This is a genomic window from Pseudomonas sp. Tun-23181, from assembly GCF_057415455.1.
On the sequence record NZ_CM171630.1, the window covers coordinates 3,697,965 to 3,718,966 of the forward strand.

Below are 21,002 nucleotides of genomic sequence, written 5' to 3' on the forward strand. Positions count from 1 at the left end.
GGGAATGCAGTGATGGTTTCAAGTATAGCGATCGACCTTGCGAGGCCGTGGTGAAGCCGTTTCGCCCTGGCCTGGTACCGACCCTGGTGGTGCTTGCCCTGCTGCCGGGGTTGATCGCGCTCGGCAGTTGGCAACTGCGCCGAGCGGACGAAAAGCGCCAGCTGCTCGACAGTTATGCCGAGCGTCGCGTCGAGGCGCCGGTGGCGGTCGCGCAGTTGCAGCAATTGCCTGACCCGGCCTTCCAGCGCGTACACCTGCACGGCCGCTTCGATGCCGCACACAGCCTGCTGCTGGACAACCGCCTGCGCGACGGCCAGGTCGGCGTCGAGCTGCTGCAACCCTTCCACGACCAGGCCAGCGGCCTGTGGCTGCTGGTCAACCGTGGCTGGCTGCCGTGGCCCGACCGCCGGGTGCCGGTGCGCTTCGATACCCCCGAACACCCCCTGACCCTCGACGCCTCGGTCTACGTGGCGCCGGGCAGCATCTTCCAACTGCACCCCGACCCGGCCGGCAAGCAGTGGCCGCACCTGCTCACCGCCATCGACCCTGCGCAAGTGTGGCAACAGCTCGGTCGCGAAGGTTTCCCCCATGAGCTGCGCCTCGAACCGGGGCCAGCCAGCTACCGGCTGGACTGGCCGGTGGTCGCCATGGGGCCGGAAAAACACCTGGGCTACGCCGTGCAGTGGTTCGCGTTGGCCACGGCGCTGGTGCTGCTCTACCTCTATTTCGGTTGGCACAACAACAAGGAGAACAACCATGGGCGCCTTCACGAGTCCACTGGGCGTGCCTGAACGCCACAAGTCCCGCGCGCGTGGGCGCTTGCAGCTGATCCTCATCCTGCTGGTGGCGCTGGGGCCGATGATCCTCGCCACCAGCATGTACAAGTTCAAGTTCTGGGTGCCGGAGGGCCGCAGTTACCACGGCGCGATGATCGGCAGCGGCGAAACCCGCGCCGACATTGGCATCGACGCCCAGGAGGAAGGCTGGCAACTGTTGGTCAGCGCGCCGCAAGCCTGTGCCCAGGATTGCCAGCAACTGGTGTACCTGGCCCGGCAGATCCAGATCGGCCTGGGCCGCGACGCTGGCCGTGCCAGCCATGCCCTGGCCGCCGCGCAGCCGCTGGACGCTGACTACCAGGCGTTGTTGGGCCGCGAATATCCGCAGCTGCAGCGTTATCCGCTCGACCTGCAACGCTACGGCCAGAAGGTCGACGAACCCGGCCCGCAGCTGTGGATCGTCGACCCCCACGGCAACCTGGTGCTGCGCTACGACGTCAAGGCCAAGGGCAAGCATGTGCTCGACGACCTGCGCCACCTGCTCAAACTGTCCAACATCGGCTAGGAGGCCGCCATGGCCAGACCCGGATACCGCCTCGCTGTGTTCGCCACCCTGCTGGCACTGCTGGTCGTCCTGCTCGGTGCCTATACCCGGCTGACCCACGCCGGCCTCGGCTGCCCCGACTGGCCGGGTTGCTATGGCTTCATCGGCGTGCCCAAGACCGAGGCGCAGTTGGCCCATGCCGAGCTGCACTTCCCGGAGCATCCGGTGGAGCAAGCCAAGGGCTGGGCAGAGATGGTCCATCGCTACTTCGCCGGCACCCTGGCGCTGGTGATCGCCGTACTGGCGTTCCAGGCACTGAGGCGCCATGCCCGTGACGGCCAGCCCTATCGCCTGCCGCTGCTGTTGCTGGGCGTGGTGCTGGCGCAGGCGGTGTTCGGCATGTGGACGGTGACCCTCAAGCTCTGGCCCCAGGTGGTCACTGCGCACCTGCTCGGCGGCTTCACCACCCTGAGCCTGTTGTTCCTGCTGTCCCTGCGTCTATCCCGGGCCTTCGCGCCCTTGCCCAAGCTGCCGCTGAGCCTGCGGCGGGTGGCGGCGCTGGCATTGCTGGTGGTGATCGGGCAGATCGCCTTGGGGGGGTGGGTCAGCGCCAACTATGCGGCGGTCGCTTGTATCGACCTGCCCACCTGCCACGGCCAGTGGTGGCCAGCGGCGGACTTCAGCAACGGCTTCCACCTGACCCAGCACGTCGGCCCGAACTACCTGGGCGGGCAGCTGGACAGCGATGCGCGTACCGCTATCCACATCAGCCACCGGCTCGGTGCGTTGCTGGTCATCGCCGTGTTGCTGCTGCTCAGCTGGAAGCTGCACCGCAACGCTCTTTCCGGCCTGGCCCGCCTGGTGCTGCTGGCGCTGGCCGTGCAGGTGGGCCTGGGCATCAGCAACGTGCTGTTGCACCTGCCCCTGGGCGTGGCGGTGGCGCACAACGCCGGCGGTGCCGCGTTGTTGCTGTGCATGGTGCTGGTGAACTACCGGATCCGCGTGGTCGACAAGGTCCGCATCACGCAGGGCTGGCGCCTGACACCGGTGACCGGCGTGGGGCTCTCCCAGCACATGAGGGGTGACTCGTGGCGACGCTTCTGAGCGAGCGCAGACGGCGGGCCGGTTGGCGCGACTACCTGGAACTGACCAAGCCCAAGGTGGTGGTACTGATGCTGATCACCTCGCTGGTGGGCATGTTCCTCGCTACCCGTGCCGGGGTGGCGTGGAGCGTGCTGCTGTTCGGCAACCTAGGCATCGGCCTGTGCGCGGGCGGCGCGGCGGTGGTCAACCATGTGGTGGATCGGCGCATCGATGCGCTGATGGCCCGTACCCACCGGCGCCCGCTGGCCGAAGGGCGGGTCGCGCCGCTGCCGGCGCTGGGCTTCGCCCTGGCCTTGGCGGTGCTGGGCATGGCCCTGCTGCTGGTGTTCACCAATGCCCTCACCGCTTGGCTGACGCTGGCCTCGTTGCTCGGCTACGCGGTGATCTACACGGGCTTTCTCAAGCGTGCCACCCCGCAGAACATCGTGATCGGCGGCCTGGCCGGTGCGGCGCCGCCGCTGCTGGGTTGGGTGGCGGTCAGCGGCCATGTCGGCGCCGAGCCGCTGCTGCTGGTGCTGATCATCTTCGCCTGGACCCCGCCGCACTTCTGGGCCCTGGCCATCCACCGCAAGGAGGAGTACGCCAAGGCCGACATTCCCATGCTGCCGGTGACCCATGGCGAGCGCTACACCAAGCTGCACATCCTGCTCTATACCTTGGTGTTGCTGGCGGTGAGCCTGCTGCCCTATGCCATCCACATGAGCGGCCCGTTGTACCTGGCGTGTGCCCTCGTGCTGGGGCTGCGCTTTGTCCACTGGGCCTGGGTGTTGTACCGTGGCACCAGGCCGCACGCTGCGATCGGGACCTTCAAGTACTCTATCGGGTACCTGTTCCTGCTGTTCATCGCACTGCTCTTGGACCACTACCTGTTGCTGAATCTATGACCCGAACCCAGAAAACCGTTTTCATCCTCGTCGCCGTGGTCGCCCTGATCCTCGGCCTGACCGTCAACAAGGTGCTCAACGGCCGCAGCGAGGCGAACCCGGCCGAACTGATCGACGCCGGCATCATTCTCCTGCCCCAGAGCCGCACCGTGCCGGACGTGAAGATGAGGGACCAGGAAGGCCGGCCGGTGGAGCTGGACGAGCTCAAGGGCAAGTGGTCGTTGCTGTTCTTCGGCTACACCTACTGCCCGGACATCTGCCCGACTACCCTGGCCCAGCTGCGCCAGGTGAAGAGCGAGCTGCCCAAGGAGGCACTGGAGCGGTTGCAGGTGGTGCTGGTGAGTGTCGACCCGAATCGCGATACGCCGGACCAGCTCAAGCAGTACCTGGGGTACTTCGACAAGGACTTCCTCGGATTGGCGGGCACCCTCGAGGACACCCAGGCATTGGCCAATGCCCTGAGCATTCCGTTCATTCCGGCGGATACCAGCAAGCCGGGGTATACCGTGGATCACAGTGGCAACCTGGCGATCGTCGGGCCGGATGGGCGCCAGCGGGGGTTCATCCGGGCGCCGTTCAACAACCAGAAGCTGGTGGCGCAGTTGCCGGGGTTGGTCAAGCGGGACTGAGTATCGGCTGATTTGGGGCCGCTTCGCGGCCCATCGCCGGCAAGCCCACAGGTTGGCGCAGACCTGTGGGAGCCGGCTTGCCGGCGATGGGCTGCAAAGCAGCCCTGCCGAACTGACCGGCCCAGCGAGCTCGACGCAATCAGAACGCCGGAATCACCGCGCCTTTGTACTTCTCGGTGATGAACTGCTTCACCTCGGGCGAATGCAGGGCATCGGCCAGCTTCTTCATGGCCTGCGAGTCCTTGTTGTCCGGGCGGGCGACCAGGATGTTCACGTAGGGCGAGTCGCTACCCTCGATGACCAGCGCATCCTTTTCGGGGTTGAGCTTGGCTTCCAGCGCATAGTTGGTGTTGATCAGCGCCAGGTCCACCTGGGTCAGCACGCGCGGGATGGTGGCCGCTTCCAGCTCGCGGAACTTCAGGCCCTTGTCGTTAGCGGTGATGTCCTTGACGGTGGACAGGATGTTCTTGTTGTCCTTGAGCGCGATCACGCCGGCCTTGTCGAGCAGCAGCAGGGCGCGGCCGCCGTTGGTGGCATCGTTGGGGATGACCACGGTGGCGCCGGACGGCAGTTCGTCGAGCTTCTTGATCTTGCTGGAGTAGGCGCCCAGCGGCTCCAGGTGCACGCCGGTAACGCTGACCAGTTCGGTGCCCTTGGACTTGTTGAACTCGTCCAGATACGGCTGGTGCTGGAAGAAGTTGGCGTCCAGGCGCTTCTCGGCCACCTGTACGTTCGGCTGGATGTAGTCGGTGAACTCCTTGACCTTCAGTTCCACGCCAGCTTTCTCCAGCTGCGGCTTCACGAAGTTGAGGATTTCCGCGTGAGGCACCGGGGTGGCGGCGACGGTCAGGGTTTCGGCGTTGGCCGAGAAGGCCGCGACGGCGGCCACGACAGCAAGCAGTTTCTTCATCGATCACTCCTTGTGAGGGCCGCGACGGCCCCCGAACGGGTCGGCCAGGCCGACCCCATTGGGGTTACTTACGGGAAAAGTGCACGACCAGTTTGTCGCCGACGCTCTGCAGAACTTGAACCAGGACCAGCAGGAGCACCACGGTGACCACCATCACGTCGGTCTGGAAGCGCTGGTAGCCGAAGCGGATGGCCAGGTCGCCCAGGCCGCCCGCGCCCACCACGCCGGCCATGGCGGTGTACGACACCAGGGTGATGGCGGTGACGGTGATGGCCGCGAAGATGCCCGGCCGGGCCTCTGGCAACAGCGCGTTCATGATGATCTGGCGGGTGGTGGCGCCCATCGACTGGGTCGCCTCGATGATGCCGCGGTCCACTTCGCGCAGGGCGGTTTCCACCAGGCGCGCGAAGAACGGCGTGGCACCCACCACCAGCGGCGGGATGGCGCCGGCGACGCCCAGCGAGGTGCCGGTGATCAGCACGGTGACCGGAATCATGACGATCAGCAGGATGATGAACGGCAGCGAGCGCAGGATGTTGACGATCAGCGACAGCAGCGCGTACACGCCCCGCTGCTCGAACATCTGCCGTGGGCCGCAGAGGAACAGCAGCACGCCCAATGGCAGGCCCAGCAGCACGGTGAAGAACAGCGAGCCGAACAGCATGATCATGGTGTCGATGCTGGCCAGCCAGATCTCGGCCCAGTCGACGTTGGCGAAGAAATTCAGGGCGTCCATCAACGCAGTACCTCCATATGCACATCCGCTGCCTTGAAGCGCTCGAACGCCGCGTCCATGTCGCCACCGGTGACGGCCAGGGTCAGCTGTCCATAGGGGACGTCCTTGATGCGGTCGATACGCCCGGCGAGGATGCTGTAGTCCACGCCGGTCTCGCGGGCCACGGTGCCCAGCAGCGGGGCGTACGTGGCCTCGCCCTGGAAGGTCAGGCGCAGGATGCGCCCGGGCACGTGGGCGAAGTCGTCGCGCTGCTCGTTCTCGTCGACCTGCTCGTCTTCCTGGACGAAACGTCGGGTGGTCGGGTGCTGCGGATGCAGGAACACATCGGCCACCGGGCCTTGTTCGACGATCTGCCCGGCATCCATCACCGCCACGCGGTCGCAGACCCGGCGGATCACGTCCATCTCGTGGGTGATCAGCACGATGGTCAGCTTCAGCTCGCGGTTGATCTCGGCCAGCAGTTGCAACACCGACGCGGTGGTCTGCGGGTCGAGGGCGCTGGTGGCCTCGTCGCACAGCAGGATCTTCGGCCGGGTCGACAGGGCGCGGGCGATGCCCACGCGTTGCTTCTGGCCGCCGGAGAGTTGGGCCGGGTACTTGCGGGCATGGTCCGACAGGCCGACGCGGGCCAGCAGTTCGGCGACACGCTGGTCGATCTCGGCCCGCGACAGTTCGCCGGCCAGGGTCAGCGGCAGGGCGACGTTGTCGGCCACGGTCTTGGAGGCCAGCAGGTTGAAGTGCTGGAAGATCATCCCGACCTGCTGGCGGAAGCGACGCAGCTGGTTGGCGTCGAAGGCGGTGACGTCCTCGCCGTCGACGATGATCTTGCCGCCGCTCGGGGCCTCGAGGCGGTTGATCAGGCGCAGCAAGGTGCTCTTGCCTGCGCCGGAATGCCCGATCAGGCCGAACACCTGGCCGTTGTCGATGGTCAGGCTGGTCGGATTGAGGGCGGGGATATCCCTACCGGCGACACGGTAGGTCTTGTGGACATGTTGGAACTCGATCACTGAGCGAACCTTGTGGGGCGCATGGAATAGGGTCAGCGGTTAGCCGGGGCGCGCATTTTAGCCTTTTCCCATAGTTGTTCTTAGCATTTATTTCGTCATGAACCAATCCGGCCGGCATAACGCGACAACCGGTAATCCCGATTGAACGCTCGCGAACGCCTTCCAGTCACTAGTTGAACAAGCCCGATACGGGCCCGCTCGAGACTGATAAGGAGAGCCGAACCATGCCCAGCAAGAAGAAGGACATGCCCAGGGAAAGCCAGGTCGCCGGTACCACGACCCCCGACCGGGCCAACACCAATGCCAAGGTGCAGAGCCTGGAGGCGTTTCGCAGCGACGCCACCGGCCAGGCCTTGCGCACCAACCAGGGGGTGAAGATCGCCGATAACCAGAACACCCTCAAGGCCGGTGCGCGGGGGCCCTCGCTGCTCGAAGACTTCATCATGCGCGAGAAGATCACCCACTTCGACCATGAGCGTATCCCCGAGCGTATCGTCCACGCCCGCGGCACCGGCGCCCATGGCTACTTCCAGAGCTACGGCTGCCATGCGCAACTGACCAAGGCCGGGTTCCTCCAGGACCCCGAGAAGATCACGCCGGTCTTCGTGCGTTTCTCCACCGTGCAAGGCCCGCGCGGCTCTGGCGACACCGTGCGCGACGTGCGCGGCTTTGCCGTGAAGTTCTACACCGACGAGGGCAATTTTGACCTGGTGGGCAACAACATGCCGGTGTTCTTCATCCAGGATGCGATCAAGTTCCCGGACTTCGTCCACGCGGTGAAACCCGAGCCGCACAACGAGATCCCCACCGGTGGCTCGGCCCACGATACGTTCTGGGACTTCGTCTCGCTGGTGCCGGAGTCGGCCCACATGGTCATGTGGGCCATGTCGGACCGGGCCATCCCGCGCAGCTTGCGGATGATGGAAGGCTTTGGCGTGCACACCTTCCGCCTGATCAATGCCGAGGGTGTGGCCAGCCTGGTGAAGTTCCACTGGAAACCACGCCAGGGCGTGCACTCGGTGCTGTGGGACGAAGCCCAGAAGCTGGCAGGCAAGGATACCGACTACCACCGCCGTGACCTGTGGGACGCCATCGAGACCGGCGACTACCCGGAATGGGAACTGGGGGTGCAGATCGTGTCCGAGGCGGATGAGCACCGTTTCGACTTCGACCTGCTCGACCCGACCAAGATCATTCCCGAGGAACTGGTGCCGGTGACGCCGCTGGGCAAGATGGTGCTCAATCGCAATCCGGACAACTTCTTCGCCGAAGTCGAGCAGATCGCCTTTTGCCCCGGGCATATCGTGCCGGGCATCGACTTCACCAACGACCCCCTGCTGCAGGGCCGGTTGTTCTCCTACACCGACACCCAGCTCAGCCGCCTCGGTGGCCCGAACTTCCATGAGATCCCCATCAACCGGCCGATCGTGCCCAACCACAGCAGCCAGCGCGATGCCATGCACCGCATGACCCTCGACAAGGGACGTGCCTCCTACGAGCCCAACTCCATCGATGGTGGTTGGCCCAAGGAGACACCGCCGGCTCCGGAGGATGGCGGTTTCGAGAGCTACCAGGAGCGTATCGATGCGCACAAGATCCGCCAGCGCAGCGACTCCTTCAGCGACCACTTCTCCCAGGCACGGCTGTTCTACCAGAGCATGAGCCCCAACGAACAGCAGCACATCGTCAAGGCCTACAGCTTCGAGCTGGGCAAGGTGGAGCGCGAGGCGATCTGTGTACGCGAGGTCAACGAGATCCTGGCCAATATCGACCTTGGGCTGGCGGCGGCGGTGGCGGCCAATCTGGGCCTGCCTGCACCCAAGGCCGGTACCGTGCAGGTCAAGGGCTCGAAACCGGCGCAGTCACCGGCCTTGAGCCAGATGAACCATCCCGGCAGCGTGGGCATCAAGGGGCGCAAGATTGTCCTGCTGGTGGCCGATGGCGTGGAAGGCGCCAGCGTCGACAGGCTGGTCAAGGCCTTCGAGGCCGAGAGCGCACGGATTTTGGTGCTGGGGCCGACTTCGGCGCCGGTCAAGACCGCCGAAGGCAAGCCGTTGCCGGTGGATGCGTCGATGGAGGGGATGCCGTCGGTGATGATCGATGGGCTGTGGGTGCCAGCCGGCAAGGCGGCGCTGGATGCCCTGGGCGAGAGTGGGGTGGCCAAGCATTACCTGCTCGAGGCCTACAAGCATTTGAAGCCCATGGGCTTGGCCAGGGGCGCCAAGGCCTTGCTGGACAGGCTGGGGCTCAAGGAGGACGAGGGATTGCTACTGGGGGATGATCAGAAAGTGGTGGCGGCCTTCGTCAAGGTGCTGGAGCAGCACCGGGTGTGGGCGCGGGAGGCTGGAGTCGAGGGTATTCCTGCGTAAGGTGCGCTGTGCAGCTCATCGCTGGCAAGCTCACACAGAGTCCTCGCATGGCCCATGCTTTGTGAGCACCACGGCACTCTGTGGGAGCCGGCTTGCCGGCGATGGGCCGCGAAGCGGCCCCAGGATCTCAAGGCCGATGCGGCACCAACACCACCTGCGCCGGCAGCGAGCGCTGGATCTCATGCCGTTGTTTCAGCGCGAACCCTTCGTCGAGCTTGCGCACGCGCTTTTCCAGCAGGGTCTTGAGCCAGGGCGCATCCTGGGTGCGCGGGACCTGGAACACCACCTCGCACTGGTAGTTCACCACGTCGGCAGCGATGTCATCGAGCTGCCGGCGCATGGCACGGATATCCGTGGTCTTCAGCGCCACGACGGTATTCGGCGCGGTGGGGTCGATCAGCCGTGCCTTGGGCCTGGCCTCGGCGGCCTTGAGCGCGGCCTCGGCCTTTTCCAGCTCGGCCTTGCGCGCCTGGGCCACGGCATCGCCGCCGGTCAGCGCCGGCGCCTGGGGCATCAGCGCGCGGGCGCGGGCCAGGGCCGTGGCGGCGGCATTGACGTCACCCTTCTGCAGGACGATCTGGCTGCGTTGCAGGTAGGCCTCGGCGAGCTGTCGCTGGTACTGCTCCAGGCGCACGTCGTCGGGCGACTGGGCCTGCAGGGCGGCCAGCTGGTCTTCGGCAGTGGCCAGTTCGTTGCTGGTGATGCTCTGCTGCAACTGCTGCCAGGCATCTGGCTGGGCAGGCGCGGCGGACTGTTCGGCCGGCGTGCCGGAACAGGCAGCCAGGAACAGGGAAAACGCGGCAACAAGCAGATAACGGGAGACGAACGGCTTCATTCCTGCGACTCTCTATTTGCGCAAAAAGCGAGCAAGTCTACACCCAGGTGCGCGCGCTCGAAAACACGTCTTACAGACCCTTTACAGGGGAAAAGGTTGCAGGGTGCGCCAGCGCACACCCTGTAACTCAGCGCTTTGGCAACGCCAGGCTCAGCAAGAATAGCACCGCCGCACAGACCACGATCGATGGGCCGGCCGGGGTGTCCTTGAACCAGGACAGGGCCAGGCCGCTGCAAACCGCCGCCACGCCCAGCAAACTGGCGCCCAGGGCCATTTGCTCCGGCGAGCGGGCGTGACGCTGTGCCGCGGCGGCGGGAATGATCAGCAGCGAGGTGATCAGCAGCACGCCGACGATCTTCATGGCCACGGCGATGACCACCGCGATCAGCAGCATCAGCGCCAGGCGCAGGCCCGCCACCGGCAGGCCCTCGACCATCGCCAGCTCCTCGTGCACGGTGATCGCCAGCAGCGGCCGCCACAGGGCGCCGAGCAGCAACAGCACCAGCACGCTGCCGCCGAGGATCCAGGTCAGGTCCGTGGGGCTGATGGCCAACAGGTCGCCGAACAGGTAGGCCATCAGGTCGATGCGCACGTCGCGCATGAAGCTCAGCGCCACCAGGCCCAGGGACAAGGTGCTGGGGGCGAGGATGCCGAGCAGGGTGTCGGAGGCCAGTGGCTGGCGTTGCTGCAGGGTCACCAGGAGGATCGCCAGCAGCAGGCAACCGACGGTCACCGCCAGGGCGGGGCTGATGTCCAGGGCCAGGCCCAGGGCCACGCCGAGCAACGCGGCATGGGACAGGGTATCGCCGAAATAGGCCATGCGCCGCCAGACCACGAAGGAGCCCAGGGGCCCGGCCACCACCGCCAGGGCCAGGCCTGCAAGCAGGGCGTAGAGAAGAAAGTCAGCCATGCTTGCAGTGTTCTCCGTGGACATGGGGGCCTGGGGCGATCACCGAGCCGTGCAGGTCGTGGCGGTGATCGTGATGGTGGTGGTAGATGGCCAGGCTCGGCGCGTTCTGGCCGAACAGTTCGACGAACGCCGGATCGCCGCTGACTTGCTCCGGATGGCCCGAACAGCACACGTGGCGGTTGAGGCAGACCACCTGGTCGGTGGTGCTCATCACCAGGTGCAGGTCGTGGGAAACCATCAGCACGCCGCAGCCGTGGCGGTCGCGCAGGCGGGTGATCAGGCTGTAGAGCTCGGCCTGGCCGGCCACGTCGACTCCCTGCACCGGCTCGTCGAGCACCAGCAGCTGTGGCTCGCGCAGCAGTGCCCGGGCCAGCAGCACACGCTGCATCTCGCCGCCGGAGATGGTCTGGATCGGATTGTCGATCACCTGCTCGGCACCGACCTCCTGCAGCGCGGCCAGCGCCGCGGCACGGTCCACGCCAGGCACCAGGCGCAGGAAACGCAGCACCGACAGGGGCAGGGTCGCATCCACCTGGATCTTCTGCGGCATGTAGCCGATGCGCAGCCGTGGCTTGCGCCAGACCTTGCCCCGGTGCGGCTTGAGCAGGCCGAGCACGGTGCGCACCAGGGTGGTCTTGCCGGCGCCGTTGGGGCCGATCAGGGTGACGATCTGGCCGGGGGCGACCGACAGGTCGATGCTGTCGAGCACCGCCTCGCCGGCGAAGGTGACCCCGACCTGTTCGAGGCGGATCAGCGCGTCGCTCATGGCGTGCCCCGGCAGTTGCTGCACAGGCCGACCACTTCCACGGTCTGCGACTCGACGCTGAAACCGACGCCCTTGGCGCTGGTGACGATGGCGTCGCTGATGCTGTCTTGCTCCAGTTCGATGGCCACGTGGCATTCGCGGCAGATCAGGAACTGGCCCTGGTGCGCGTGCTCGGGGTGGCTGCAGCCGATGAAGGCGTTGAGCGAGGCGATGCGGTGCACCAGGCCGTTTTCCAGGAGGAAGTCCAGGGCGCGGTACACGGTCGGCGGGGCGGCGCGGCGGCCGTCCTGCTCGCTGAGCACGGCGAGGATGTCATAGGCGCCCAGCGGCTTGTGGCTCTGCCAGACCAGTTCCAGCACACGGCGGCGCAGGGCGGTCAGGCGCAGGCCCTGGCGCGTGCACAGGGCATCGGCTTCGGCCAGGGCGCTGTGCACGCAATGGGAGTGATCGTGGGGACGGTGGGCCAGCGGCGTGATGGACATGGGCGGCGACGGTTCTGGATAGAGACGTTATTATGTTACTCGTTTCTGAGCCGTCGAGTATTCATCGTGTCCCGATTCCTTGCCCTTTTTGTCGCGTTCATCGCCTTTTCGGCCCAGGCCGACGTGCGCGTGCTGACCAGCATCAAGCCCCTGCAGCAGATCGCCGCGGCCGTCCAGGACGGTACCGGCAGCCCGGATGTGTTGCTGCCGCCGGGCGCCTCGCCGCATCACTACGCCCTGCGGCCGTCCGATGTGCGGCGGGTGGCCGAGGCCGACCTTCTGTACTGGATCGGCCCAGACATGGAAGGCTTCCTACCCCGCGTGCTGGGCAGCCGTGGCAAGCCGACCGTCGCCGTGCAGTCGCTGCCAGGCATGCAACTGCGCCATTTCGGCGAAGACAGCCATTCCCATGAGCATGAAGAAGACCACGACGATCACGACCATGACCACCGCCCGGGGAGCCTCGATGCGCACCTGTGGCTGTCGTCGGCCAACGCCCGGGTGATCGCGGCGAAGATGGCCAGTGACCTGGCCGCGGTCGACCCGGCCAATGCCGCCCGCTACCAGGCCAACCTGAAGGCCTTCGATGCACGCCTGGATGCCCTGGATGCGCGCATCAAGGCGCGCGTGGCGGGGATCGCGAGCAAGCCTTACTTCGTGTTCCACGAGGCGTTCGACTACTTCGAGGCGGCCTATGGCCTCAAGCACACCGGCGTGTTCAGCGTGGCTTCCGAAGTGCAGCCGGGTGCGCAGCATGTGGCGGCGATGCGCAAACGCCTGCAGGCGGTGGGCAAGACCTGCGTGTTCAGCGAACCGCCGCTGCGCCCGCGTTTGGCCGAGACCCTGACGGCCGGGCTGCCGGTGCGGCTGGCGGAACTGGATGCCCTGGGAGGCACCGACCCGGTGGATGCCAAGGGCTATGAGCGGTTGCTGGAGAAGCTGGGCAATGACCTGGCGGGGTGCCTGGAGCAGCTCTAGGGCCGGTGCGGGCTGTGGGGCCGCACAGCGGCCCCACAGCTTGTTCGCAGCCTGCAAGGCCATCGCGATCCCTGTGGGAGCGGGCTTGCCCGCGAAGACGGCCCCGCCGGATCAGAGGGCGAACGGCAGGCTCAGCGCCACCTGCTGACGCTGCGCCAGGCGCACCTCGAACTCGCTCGGGTCGTGGATCATCACGTCCATCCCGGCGAACGCCTGCGCGGCGATCAGGCGCGACAGCCAGAAACGCACGCAACCCACGCGCAGCATCATCGGCCACAGTTCGGCTTCGGCCGCGGTGAATGGCCGCAGCGCCGCGTAGGCGCCCAGCAACGCCTGGGCGCGGGGCAGGTCGATGCCACCGGCCTCGTCGCAGCACCAGTCGTTCACGGTAATGGCGATGTCATACAGCATCGGCCCGGAACAGGCGTTGTAGAAATCGATCACCCCCGTCAGGTGGGTCCCCTCGAACATCACGTTGTCGCGGAACAGGTCGGCATGCAGGTTGGCCCGTGGCAAGGCGAGGATCTGCGCCTTGTGCGCGGCGATCTCGTCCAACGCCGCGCGTAGCAGCTGGCCCTGCCGGGCATCCAGCCCTGGCATCAGCTCGGCGCCGGCCGCGAGCATCCAGTCCAGGCCACGGTCGGTGCGGCGTTCGATGATGCGTTCGCGGGTCGCCAGGTGGATATGCGCGAGCAATTCGCCGACCTGGGCGCAATGCTGGCTGTTCGGCGCCTTGATGTGCTTGCCCGACAGGCGTGGCTGCAGCAGCGCCGGCTTGCCGCACAGCTCGCGCAGGGCGTTGCCGTCGCGGTCGCGCAGGGCGTAGGGCACCGGCATGTCGGCATCGTGCAGCACGTCGAGCAATTCGATGAAGAACGGCAGGTCCTCGACCGGCCCCCGTTCGACCAGCGTCAGGACGAACTCCCCCTGCTCCAGGCTGATGAAGAAATTGCTGTTCTCGGTGCCGGCGGCGATGCCCTGGAAGTCGAGCAAACGGCCCAATTCGTAGGGCGCCAGAAAGGTTTCCAGCTCAGGCCGGGTCACAGGGGTGAAGACTGACATGATGAAAAGAAGCCCATGCGGGCACTTCCGCCCGGAAGTGCCTGGTTTATGTGAACGATACGCGTTATTACCTTACCACTCGAAGAGCTTCCAGGAGGGGATCAGCATGTCCGGTTGGTCGGAACGAATGAAATTGCCCTCGGAGCCATCGGCGCGTACCAGGAAATAAGGCTTGCCGTGCTTCGGCGTGACCTTGATCGCATACAGGAAACCGTTCTGCCGGTACTCCTGGATGGTGTTGTCGCCTTCCGTGCGAATGGTCACCTCGGGATCGGCCGAGGGGGCGTCGTCCGCCGCCAGGGTGACGACAGGCATGGTGGCCAGCAGACCGAGCAGCAACAGGCGAATGGGTGTACGCATGATAACCTTGTCCCTTTGTCGTCAATTGTTCCCGCTATTCTAGCGCCGGACCTGCCGAAAAGGTTGATTCTCCTCATGAGCCAAGCGCCCCTCGTCCTGGTGGACGGTTCCTCCTACCTGTACCGCGCCTTCCACGCACTGCCGCCGCTGACCACCTCCAAGGGCATGCCTACCGGCGCGGTCAAGGGCGTGCTGAACATGCTCAAGAGCCTGCGCAAGCAGTATCCGGACAGCCTGTTCGCGGTGGTCTTCGACGCCAAGGGCGGTACGTTCCGCGACGCCATGTTCGCCGAATACAAGGCCAACCGCCCAAGCATGCCGGACGACCTGCGGGTGCAGATTGAGCCCCTGCATGCCAGCGTCAAGGCCCTGGGCTACCCGCTGCTGTGCGTCGAAGGGGTCGAGGCCGACGACGTGATCGGCACCCTGGCGCGCAGCAGCGCGGCACTGGGGCGGCCGGTGATCATCTCGACCGGTGACAAGGACATGGCCCAATTGGTGGACGGGCACATCACGTTGGTCAATACCATGACCGGTAGCGTGCTGGACGTTGCTGGCGTGCACGAGAAATTTGGCGTCGGCCCCGAGCACATCATCGACTTCCTCGCCCTGATGGGGGACAAGGTCGACAACATTCCCGGCGTGCCCGGCGTCGGCGAAAAGACCGCCGTGGGCCTGCTGACCGGCATCGGTGGCGGCCTGTGCGAGCTGTACGACAACCTGGACAAGGTCCCCGCCCTGCCGATCCGCGGCGCCAAGGGCCTGCCGGCCAAGCTCGAGGAGCACCGCGACGCGGCGTTCCTGTCGTACGAGCTGGCCACCATCAAGATCGATGTGCCACTGGAGATCGAGGTCGAGGCGCTGGTCTGCGGCGAGCCGGACCGCGAAGCGCTGCTGGCGCTGTACACCGAGATGGAGTTCAAGAGCTGGATCGCCGAGGTCCAGCGCGATGCGGCCCAGGCCGGCGAAGCGATCGCCACGGCGCAGGAGCCGGTGGCCAAGGCCGAGCCCAAGTACGAGACCATCCTCGACCAGGCGCGCTTCGATCACTGGCTGCAACGGCTGCGCCAGGCGCCGCTGTTCGCCTTCGACACCGAGACCACCAGCCTGGATGCCCAGCAGGCCAGGCTGGTCGGCCTGTCGTTCGCCATCGAGCCCCATGAGGCGGCCTACGTGCCACTGACCCACGACTACGAAGGCGCCCCCGCCCAACTGGACCGCGACGAGGTGCTGCTGGCCCTCAAGCCGCTGCTGGAAGACCCGGGCAAGGCCAAGGTCGGCCAGAACGCCAAGTACGACATCAACATCCTGGCCAACTGCGCCATCGGCGGCGACCCGGCCCAGGGCATCCAGATGCGTGGCGTGGCCTACGACACCATGCTCGAATCCTACGTGCTGGACTCCACCGCCACCCGCCACGACATGGACAGCCTGGCGCTCAAGTACCTGGACCATTCCACCATCGCCTTCGAGGACATCGCCGGCAGGGGCGCCAAGCAGTTGACCTTCAACCAGATCCCGCTGGAAAAGGCTGGCCCCTACGCTGCCGAGGACGCTGATATCACCCTGCGGCTGCACCATGCCCTGCAGGCGCGCTTGGCCCAGACCCCGAGCGTGCAGCCGGTGCTGATGGACATCGAGATGCCGCTGGTGCCGGTACTGGCGAAGATCGAGCGCCAGGGCGCGCTGGTCGACGCCGAGCTGCTGGCGGTGCAGAGCGGCGAGCTGGGCGTGAAGATGGCCGAGCTGGAGCGCGAGGCCTTCGAACTGGCCGGCGAGGAATTCAATCTCGGCTCGCCCAAGCAACTGGGCGTGATCCTCTACGACAAGCTGGGCATGCCGGTGCTGAGCAAGACCGCCAAGGGCCAGGCCTCCACCGCCGAGGCGGTCCTGGCGGAACTGGCCGAGCAGGACTACCCGTTGCCCAAGGTGCTGATGCAGTACCGCTCGATGAGCAAGCTCAAGAGCACCTACACCGACCGTTTGCCGGAGCAGATCAACCCGCGTACCGGGCGCATCCACACTTCCTACCAGCAGGCCGTGGCCGCCACCGGCCGGCTGTCGTCCAGCGACCCGAACCTGCAGAACATCCCGATCCGCACCGCCGAAGGCCGGCGTATCCGCCAGGCGTTCATCGCCAGCCCCGGCTACAAGCTGCTGGCCGCCGACTATTCGCAGATCGAGCTGCGCATCATGGCCCACCTGGCCAAGGACGAGGGCCTGCTGCATGCCTTCCGCAATGACCTGGACGTGCACCGGGCGACCGCCGCGGAGGTGTTCGGCGTGCCGCTGGAGCAGGTCACCAGCGACCAGCGGCGCAGCGCCAAGGCCATCAACTTCGGCCTGATCTATGGCATGAGCGCCTTCGGCCTGGCCAAGCAAATCGGTGTCGACCGCAAGCAGTCGCAGGACTACATCGACCGTTACTTCGCCCGCTACCCAGGCGTGCTGGCCTACATGGAGCGCACTCGTGCCCAGGCCGCCGAGCAGGGTTTCGTCGAGACGCTGTTCGGCCGCCGCCTGTACCTGCCGGACATCAACGCGAAGAACCCGGCCCTGCGCAAGGGCGCCGAGCGCACCGCGATCAACGCGCCGATGCAGGGCACCGCGGCCGATATCATCAAGCGCGCCATGGTGGCGGTGGACAACTGGCTGACCGACAGCGGCCTGGATGCGCGGGTGATCCTGCAGGTGCACGACGAACTGGTGCTGGAGGTGCGCGAGGATCTGGTGGAGCAGGTCAGGGAGCAGATCCGCCCATACATGAGCAACGCCGCGCAACTGGACGTGCCGCTGCTGGTGGAAGTCGGCATCGGCTCGAATTGGGACGAAGCTCACTGAACGGTGTGACAAAGAGGCGTAGGATCTGCGGCGTAGTGTCGCGGATCCGAAGCTGGCTCAGCGTCAGTGGTTCTGAGTGTTCATGAAACTATCGCAAATAGTTTTCAGGGCGTCGGAACTAAACCGGTGAACCGGGACTCAGAGTAACTGAATGGCTGGTGAAGCCTTTCGATGCTCCTATGTTGTGTTAAGTGTTGGCAGATACCCGGACCCCGCCCTAGCGGTCCGGACTTGAACCCCGAACTTCCCCCTCCCCATACGAAGTCCGGGGTTTTTTTTGCCCGCGATTCGGCGATCCCGGGCATGTAGCAGCCCCAGCTTGAAGCTTGCCCCCAGTCATGCCGCTGGCTTGTCTTCCAGCTCCATCCAGCCGGCCAGCACGCCATAGGCCTCTTCCAGCCCCATGCGCTTGGGCGCCGAGAACAGCTGGATGGTCACTCCCTCGCCCCAGCCCTTGCGGATTTCCGACTGCACCTTGAGCAAGGTGTTCTTGGCGGCGCCGAAGGTCAGCTTGTCGGCCTTGGTCAGCAGGATGTGCATGGGCATGCCGCTGGCCGTGGACCAGTCGAGCATCATCTTGTCGAAGTCGGTCATCGGGTGACGCACGTCCATCAGCAGGATCACCCCGCGCAGGCACTCGCGGCTGCCGAGGTAGGCCTCCAGGTGATGCTGCCAGTGCTGCTTGAGCGGAATCGGCACTTTTGCATATCCGTAGCCTGGCAGGTCGACCAAACGCCGTTCATCGTCCAGACTGAAGAAATTCAACAGCTGGGTGCGTCCCGGGGTCTTGGAGGTACGCGCCAGGCTGGCATGGGTCAGGGTGTTGAGGGCGCTGGACTTGCCGGCGTTGGAACGGCCGGCGAAAGCCACCTCGTAACCCTGGTCGTCCGGGCATTGTTCGACCTTGGCGGCGCTAAGGGCGAATTTGGCTTTCTGGCAGAGGCCGAGGATGGGGTTTTTGACTTGCATGGGATATCCGATGTGGGTGCCGCCAAGACCAGGCCCGGCAAGCTGTGTCGTTTCCGTTTGGATGGCGGAAGTATATAATGCCCCAGTTTTTGTGTGCGCATTATCCCGGCGTAGGATGATGTGCATGGGGTGTCGATCAGAAGCTCGCGCATCAGAACGCAGCGCGGCCCCCAACCCTGAAAGGTCGTTGCGCATGGCGAAATGGCTGCTTGCTGTCGGTATGTTCCTGCCGTTTTTCAGCGCTCAGGCTACACAGGATCCCGAGGCGTTGTACAACCGCACGTGTGCGGCCTGTCACGCCGGGCAGTTGCCACAGGCACCCAAGAAGGGTGACCGGGCAGCCTGGGAGCCAAGGCTGGCGCGAGGTGTGGAGGTACTGGTGGCGCATGTTACCCAGGGTTTCAAGGCTATGCCGCCGCGTGGATTGTGCATGGACTGCAGTACCGAGGACTACCGGTCGGTCATCCTCTGGATGAGCGACAGTCCCGATACATAACATTTCACCCTTAGCCGTGTTGGATTAGCTGATGAACAAACTATTCGTGAGTCTGCTGTTGACCGTGGGTGTCGCAGGTGCGGCCAATGCTGCGCAACCCATCAAAGGCGATGCTGCTGCCGGCCAGGCCAAGACAGCCGTCTGTGGAGCCTGCCACAACCCCGACGGCAACAGCTTGGCGCCGAACTTCCCCAAACTGGCCGGCCAAGGCCAGCGCTATCTCGAGAAACAACTCCACGACATCAAGTCCGGCAAGCGTACCGTGCTGGAAATGACGGGCATGCTCGACCCCTTCAGCGACCAGGACCTGGCCGACATCGCGGCCTATTTCGCCAGCCAGAAGGGCAGCGTCGGGGCCGCCGACCCCAACCTGGTCGAGCGTGGCCGTGCCCTGTTCAACGGCGGCGACCTGGAAAAAGGCATGCCGGCCTGCACCGGTTGCCACTCGCCCAACGGCGCGGGTATCGCCCTGGCCGGTTTCCCGCACCTGAGCGGCCAGCACGCCCAGTACGTGTCCAAGCAACTCACCGACTTCCGTGAGGGCAACCGCACCAATGACGGCGACGCCATGACCATGCGTTCGATCGCCGCCAAGCTGAGCAACAAGGACATCGAAGCCTTGGCCAGTTACATCCAGGGCCTGCATTAATTTTCGGTTAATGCTGTCAGGCGATGATGAAAGGGCGGCGCGGGCTGCCCTTTTTTCTGTCCGTAGCCATTACACTACAGAACTCGGGCCCTTCCCGACCTGTCACAGTACGGGTCGCGTCGAGGCGACCAATGACTGCTCAGGAGTAAAGCATGCGTAAACTGATTCTCAGCGCTGCGCTGGTCGCCGCCAGCGTATTCGGAATGACCGCCGTACAGGCCGCGGAGCCTGTGGCAGGCGAGCAGTATTTCGAGCTGAGCAACCCTGTCCCGGTTTCCGTGCCAGGCAAGATCGAAGTCGTCGAGCTCTTCTGGTACGGCTGCCCGCACTGCTACCACTTCGAACCGACCATCAACCCCTGGGCTGAAAAACTGCCGGCCGACGTCAACTTCAAGCGCGTGCCAGCCATGTTCGGTGGCCCGTGGGACGCCCACGGCCAGATGTTCCTGACCCTCGAAGCCATGGGTGTGGAGCACAAGGTCCATGCCGCGGTGTTCGATGCCATCCAGAACAAGCGCATGCACCTGACCAAGCCTGAGGAAATGGCCGACTTCCTCGCCACCCAGGGTGTGGACAAGGACAAGTTCCTCGCCACCTTCAACTCTTTCGCCATCAAGGGCCAGGTCAAGCAGGCCAAGGAACTGGCGAAGAAGTACGAGATCACCGGCGTGCCGAGCATGGTGGTCAACGGCAAGTACCGCTTCGACCTGGGCACCGCCGGTGGCCCGGAAGGGGTGCTGGATGTCGCCGACCAGTTGATCGCCAAGGAGCGCGCCGCGAAGTAAGCGGCGCCCTGCATGAGCCGCTTCCGGACCACGCGAGGTATCGGCCCGCATCAGCCGCAGGTCAACGAACATCACCTGCAGGCCCCGGGCCTGCCGGAAGATGGCCGGCTGCGGCTGCTCAGCTTCAACATCCAGGTCGGCATCAGCACCGAGCGCTACCACCACTACCTGACCCGCAGCTGGCAGCACCTGTTGCCGCATACGGGGCGTGCGGGCAACTTGCAGAAGATCGGTGACCTGCTCGGCGACTTCGACCTGGTGGCCCTGCAGGAGGTCGACGGCGGCAGCCTGCGCTCGGGCTACGTCAACCAGGTCGAGCACCTGGCCCAGCTTGGTGCCTTCCCTTACTGGTACCAGCAGCTCAACCGCAACCTGGGGCGTTTCGCCCAGCACAGCAACGGCGTGCTCAGCCGGCTCAAGCCCCAGCACCTGGAAGACCATCCCCTGCCCGGCCCTGCCGGGCGCGGGGCGATCCTGGTGCGTTTCGGTGAAGGCAAGGACGCGCTGATCGTGGTGATGATGCACCTGGCGCTCGGCGCCAAGACCCGTGCCCGGCAACTGGCCTACGTGCGCGAGCTGATCGGCGGCTACCGCCACCAGGTCCTCATGGGCGACATGAACACCCATGCCAACGACTTGCTCGAGCATTCACCCCTGCGCGATTTGGGCCTGGTGGCCCCGCAGGTCGAGGCCACCTTCCCCAGTTGGCGCCCCCAACGTTGCCTGGACCACATCCTGCTCAGCCCGAGCCTGACCCTGGAGCGGGTCGAGGTGCTGGCCCAGCCCATTTCCGATCACCTTCCCGTTGCCGTCGAGATTCGTTTGCCTGAAGCCTTGGCGGTGGATACGCTGCCGGTCGTGAGCTAGAGGTCTCAAGAGTTCGGGCTTTTCGCCGAAATCTAGATGCCAC

At 65.5% G+C, this 21,002-nt stretch carries 22 protein-coding genes; 12 read left to right on the forward strand and 10 right to left on the reverse strand.

All coding sequences use genetic code 11. The annotated features are described in order from the left end of the window. The first annotated feature begins 50 nt into the window (after positions 1–50). Genes ACDI39_RS17615 through ACDI39_RS17635 form a run of 5 tightly spaced genes read left to right on the forward strand, consistent with a single transcriptional unit; the run spans position 51 to position 3,937 of the window. Positions 51–791 (forward strand): SURF1 family protein, encoded by a 741-nt coding sequence (locus ACDI39_RS17615; protein WP_253080759.1) that lies wholly within the window; start codon positions 51–53, stop codon positions 789–791. Continuing rightward, entirely contained in the window at positions 757–1,341 is a 585-nt protein-coding gene (locus tag ACDI39_RS17620; protein ID WP_225789979.1) for a hypothetical protein, read from the forward strand. Before ACDI39_RS17615 ends, ACDI39_RS17620 begins: the two co-directional genes overlap by 35 nt. Positions 1,342–1,350: 9 nt before the next feature. Next, positions 1,351–2,424 carry a COX15/CtaA family protein gene (locus tag ACDI39_RS17625; RefSeq protein WP_225789980.1) on the forward strand — a complete coding sequence of 358 codons (1,074 nt, stop codon included), beginning with the start codon at positions 1,351–1,353 and terminating at the stop codon, positions 2,422–2,424. Then, a complete protein-coding gene (cyoE, locus tag ACDI39_RS17630; RefSeq protein ID WP_225789981.1) occupies positions 2,409–3,308 on the forward strand; it encodes a heme o synthase in 900 nt (299 codons plus the stop codon). Before ACDI39_RS17625 ends, cyoE begins: the two co-directional genes overlap by 16 nt. Beyond that, positions 3,305–3,937 carry an SCO family protein gene (locus ACDI39_RS17635; protein ID WP_225789982.1) on the forward strand — a complete coding sequence of 211 codons (633 nt, stop codon included), beginning with the start codon at positions 3,305–3,307 and terminating at the stop codon, positions 3,935–3,937. Before cyoE ends, ACDI39_RS17635 begins: the two co-directional genes overlap by 4 nt. A gap of 139 nt (positions 3,938–4,076) precedes the next feature. On the opposite strand, the gene ACDI39_RS17640 is transcribed toward ACDI39_RS17635, so the two are convergent. The 3 genes from ACDI39_RS17640 to ACDI39_RS17650 all read right to left on the reverse strand — a co-directional run bounded on the left by ACDI39_RS17640 (position 4,077) and on the right by ACDI39_RS17650 (position 6,590). Beyond that, a complete protein-coding gene (locus ACDI39_RS17640) occupies positions 4,077–4,847 on the reverse strand; it encodes a MetQ/NlpA family ABC transporter substrate-binding protein (protein ID WP_225789983.1) in 771 nt (256 codons plus the stop codon). Positions 4,848–4,911: 64 nt separating this feature from the next. Beyond that, entirely contained in the window at positions 4,912–5,583 is a 672-nt protein-coding gene (locus ACDI39_RS17645) for a methionine ABC transporter permease (RefSeq protein WP_225789984.1), read from the reverse strand. Then, complete coding sequence (locus tag ACDI39_RS17650; protein WP_225789985.1) at positions 5,583–6,590, reverse strand: methionine ABC transporter ATP-binding protein; 1,008 nt, start codon at positions 6,588–6,590, stop codon at positions 5,583–5,585. Before ACDI39_RS17650 ends, ACDI39_RS17645 begins: the two co-directional genes overlap by 1 nt. Positions 6,591–6,814: 224 nt before the next feature. Here ACDI39_RS17650 and katE point away from each other — a divergent pair, with 224 nt between their 5' ends. Further along, a complete protein-coding gene (gene katE, locus ACDI39_RS17655; RefSeq protein ID WP_253102764.1) occupies positions 6,815–8,959 on the forward strand; it encodes a catalase HPII in 2,145 nt (714 codons plus the stop codon). 127 nt (positions 8,960–9,086) lie between these two features. Here katE and ACDI39_RS17660 read toward each other — a convergent pair whose 3' ends face one another. The 4 genes from ACDI39_RS17660 to zur all read right to left on the reverse strand — a co-directional run bounded on the left by ACDI39_RS17660 (position 9,087) and on the right by zur (position 11,952). Next, entirely contained in the window at positions 9,087–9,794 is a 708-nt protein-coding gene (locus ACDI39_RS17660) for a PA5502 family lipoprotein (protein WP_225789987.1), read from the reverse strand. A gap of 127 nt (positions 9,795–9,921) precedes the next feature. After that, the gene (gene znuB / locus ACDI39_RS17665) at positions 9,922–10,704 is read right to left on the reverse strand and encodes a zinc ABC transporter permease subunit ZnuB (RefSeq protein WP_225789988.1); all 783 of its coding nucleotides are present in this window, start codon (positions 10,702–10,704) and stop codon (positions 9,922–9,924) included. Continuing rightward, complete coding sequence (znuC, locus tag ACDI39_RS17670; RefSeq protein ID WP_225789989.1) at positions 10,697–11,470, reverse strand: zinc ABC transporter ATP-binding protein ZnuC; 774 nt, start codon at positions 11,468–11,470, stop codon at positions 10,697–10,699. Before znuC ends, znuB begins: the two co-directional genes overlap by 8 nt. Beyond that, positions 11,467–11,952 (reverse strand): zinc uptake transcriptional repressor Zur, encoded by a 486-nt coding sequence (zur, locus tag ACDI39_RS17675; RefSeq protein ID WP_225789990.1) that lies wholly within the window; start codon positions 11,950–11,952, stop codon positions 11,467–11,469. The genes znuC and zur overlap by 4 nt, the downstream gene beginning before the upstream one ends. 66 nt (positions 11,953–12,018) lie before the next feature. Between zur and ACDI39_RS17680 the strand changes: the two genes are divergently transcribed. Then, complete coding sequence (locus tag ACDI39_RS17680) at positions 12,019–12,930, forward strand: zinc ABC transporter substrate-binding protein (protein WP_253080761.1); 912 nt, start codon at positions 12,019–12,021, stop codon at positions 12,928–12,930. A gap of 111 nt (positions 12,931–13,041) precedes the next feature. Here the strand turns inward: ACDI39_RS17680 and ACDI39_RS17685 are convergent, their stop codons facing one another. Together ACDI39_RS17685 and ACDI39_RS17690 are read right to left on the reverse strand one after the other, a co-directional pair. Continuing rightward, on the reverse strand, positions 13,042–13,992 hold the full coding sequence (locus ACDI39_RS17685; protein WP_225789992.1) for a homoserine kinase: 951 nt from the start codon (positions 13,990–13,992) through the stop codon (positions 13,042–13,044). A 72-nt stretch (positions 13,993–14,064) separates the two neighbouring features. Next, complete coding sequence (locus tag ACDI39_RS17690) at positions 14,065–14,352, reverse strand: DUF2782 domain-containing protein (protein WP_225789993.1); 288 nt, start codon at positions 14,350–14,352, stop codon at positions 14,065–14,067. A gap of 75 nt (positions 14,353–14,427) precedes the next feature. On the opposite strand from ACDI39_RS17690, the gene polA reads away from it, so the two are divergent. Beyond that, positions 14,428–17,193 carry a DNA polymerase I gene (gene polA / locus ACDI39_RS17695; protein WP_225789994.1) on the forward strand — a complete coding sequence of 922 codons (2,766 nt, stop codon included), beginning with the start codon at positions 14,428–14,430 and terminating at the stop codon, positions 17,191–17,193. 336 nt (positions 17,194–17,529) lie between these two features. Here the strand turns inward: polA and yihA are convergent, their stop codons facing one another. Beyond that, on the reverse strand, positions 17,530–18,162 hold the full coding sequence (yihA, locus tag ACDI39_RS17700) for a ribosome biogenesis GTP-binding protein YihA/YsxC (RefSeq protein ID WP_225789995.1): 633 nt from the start codon (positions 18,160–18,162) through the stop codon (positions 17,530–17,532). A 193-nt stretch (positions 18,163–18,355) separates the two neighbouring features. On the opposite strand from yihA, the gene ACDI39_RS17705 reads away from it, so the two are divergent. The 4 genes from ACDI39_RS17705 to ACDI39_RS17720 all read left to right on the forward strand — a co-directional run bounded on the left by ACDI39_RS17705 (position 18,356) and on the right by ACDI39_RS17720 (position 20,959). Further along, positions 18,356–18,658 (forward strand): c-type cytochrome, encoded by a 303-nt coding sequence (locus ACDI39_RS17705; protein WP_225789996.1) that lies wholly within the window; start codon positions 18,356–18,358, stop codon positions 18,656–18,658. A gap of 31 nt (positions 18,659–18,689) precedes the next feature. Continuing rightward, positions 18,690–19,307, forward strand: coding sequence for a c-type cytochrome (locus tag ACDI39_RS17710; protein WP_225789997.1), 618 nt, complete (start codon positions 18,690–18,692; stop codon positions 19,305–19,307). A 152-nt stretch (positions 19,308–19,459) separates the two neighbouring features. Beyond that, positions 19,460–20,092, forward strand: a complete 633-nt coding sequence (dsbA, locus tag ACDI39_RS17715) for a thiol:disulfide interchange protein DsbA (protein WP_225789998.1) — start codon at positions 19,460–19,462, stop codon at positions 20,090–20,092. 12 nt (positions 20,093–20,104) lie between these two features. Continuing rightward, the gene (locus ACDI39_RS17720) at positions 20,105–20,959 is read left to right on the forward strand and encodes an endonuclease/exonuclease/phosphatase family protein (RefSeq protein ID WP_225789999.1); all 855 of its coding nucleotides are present in this window, start codon (positions 20,105–20,107) and stop codon (positions 20,957–20,959) included. The last annotated feature ends 43 nt before the right edge of the window (positions 20,960–21,002 follow it).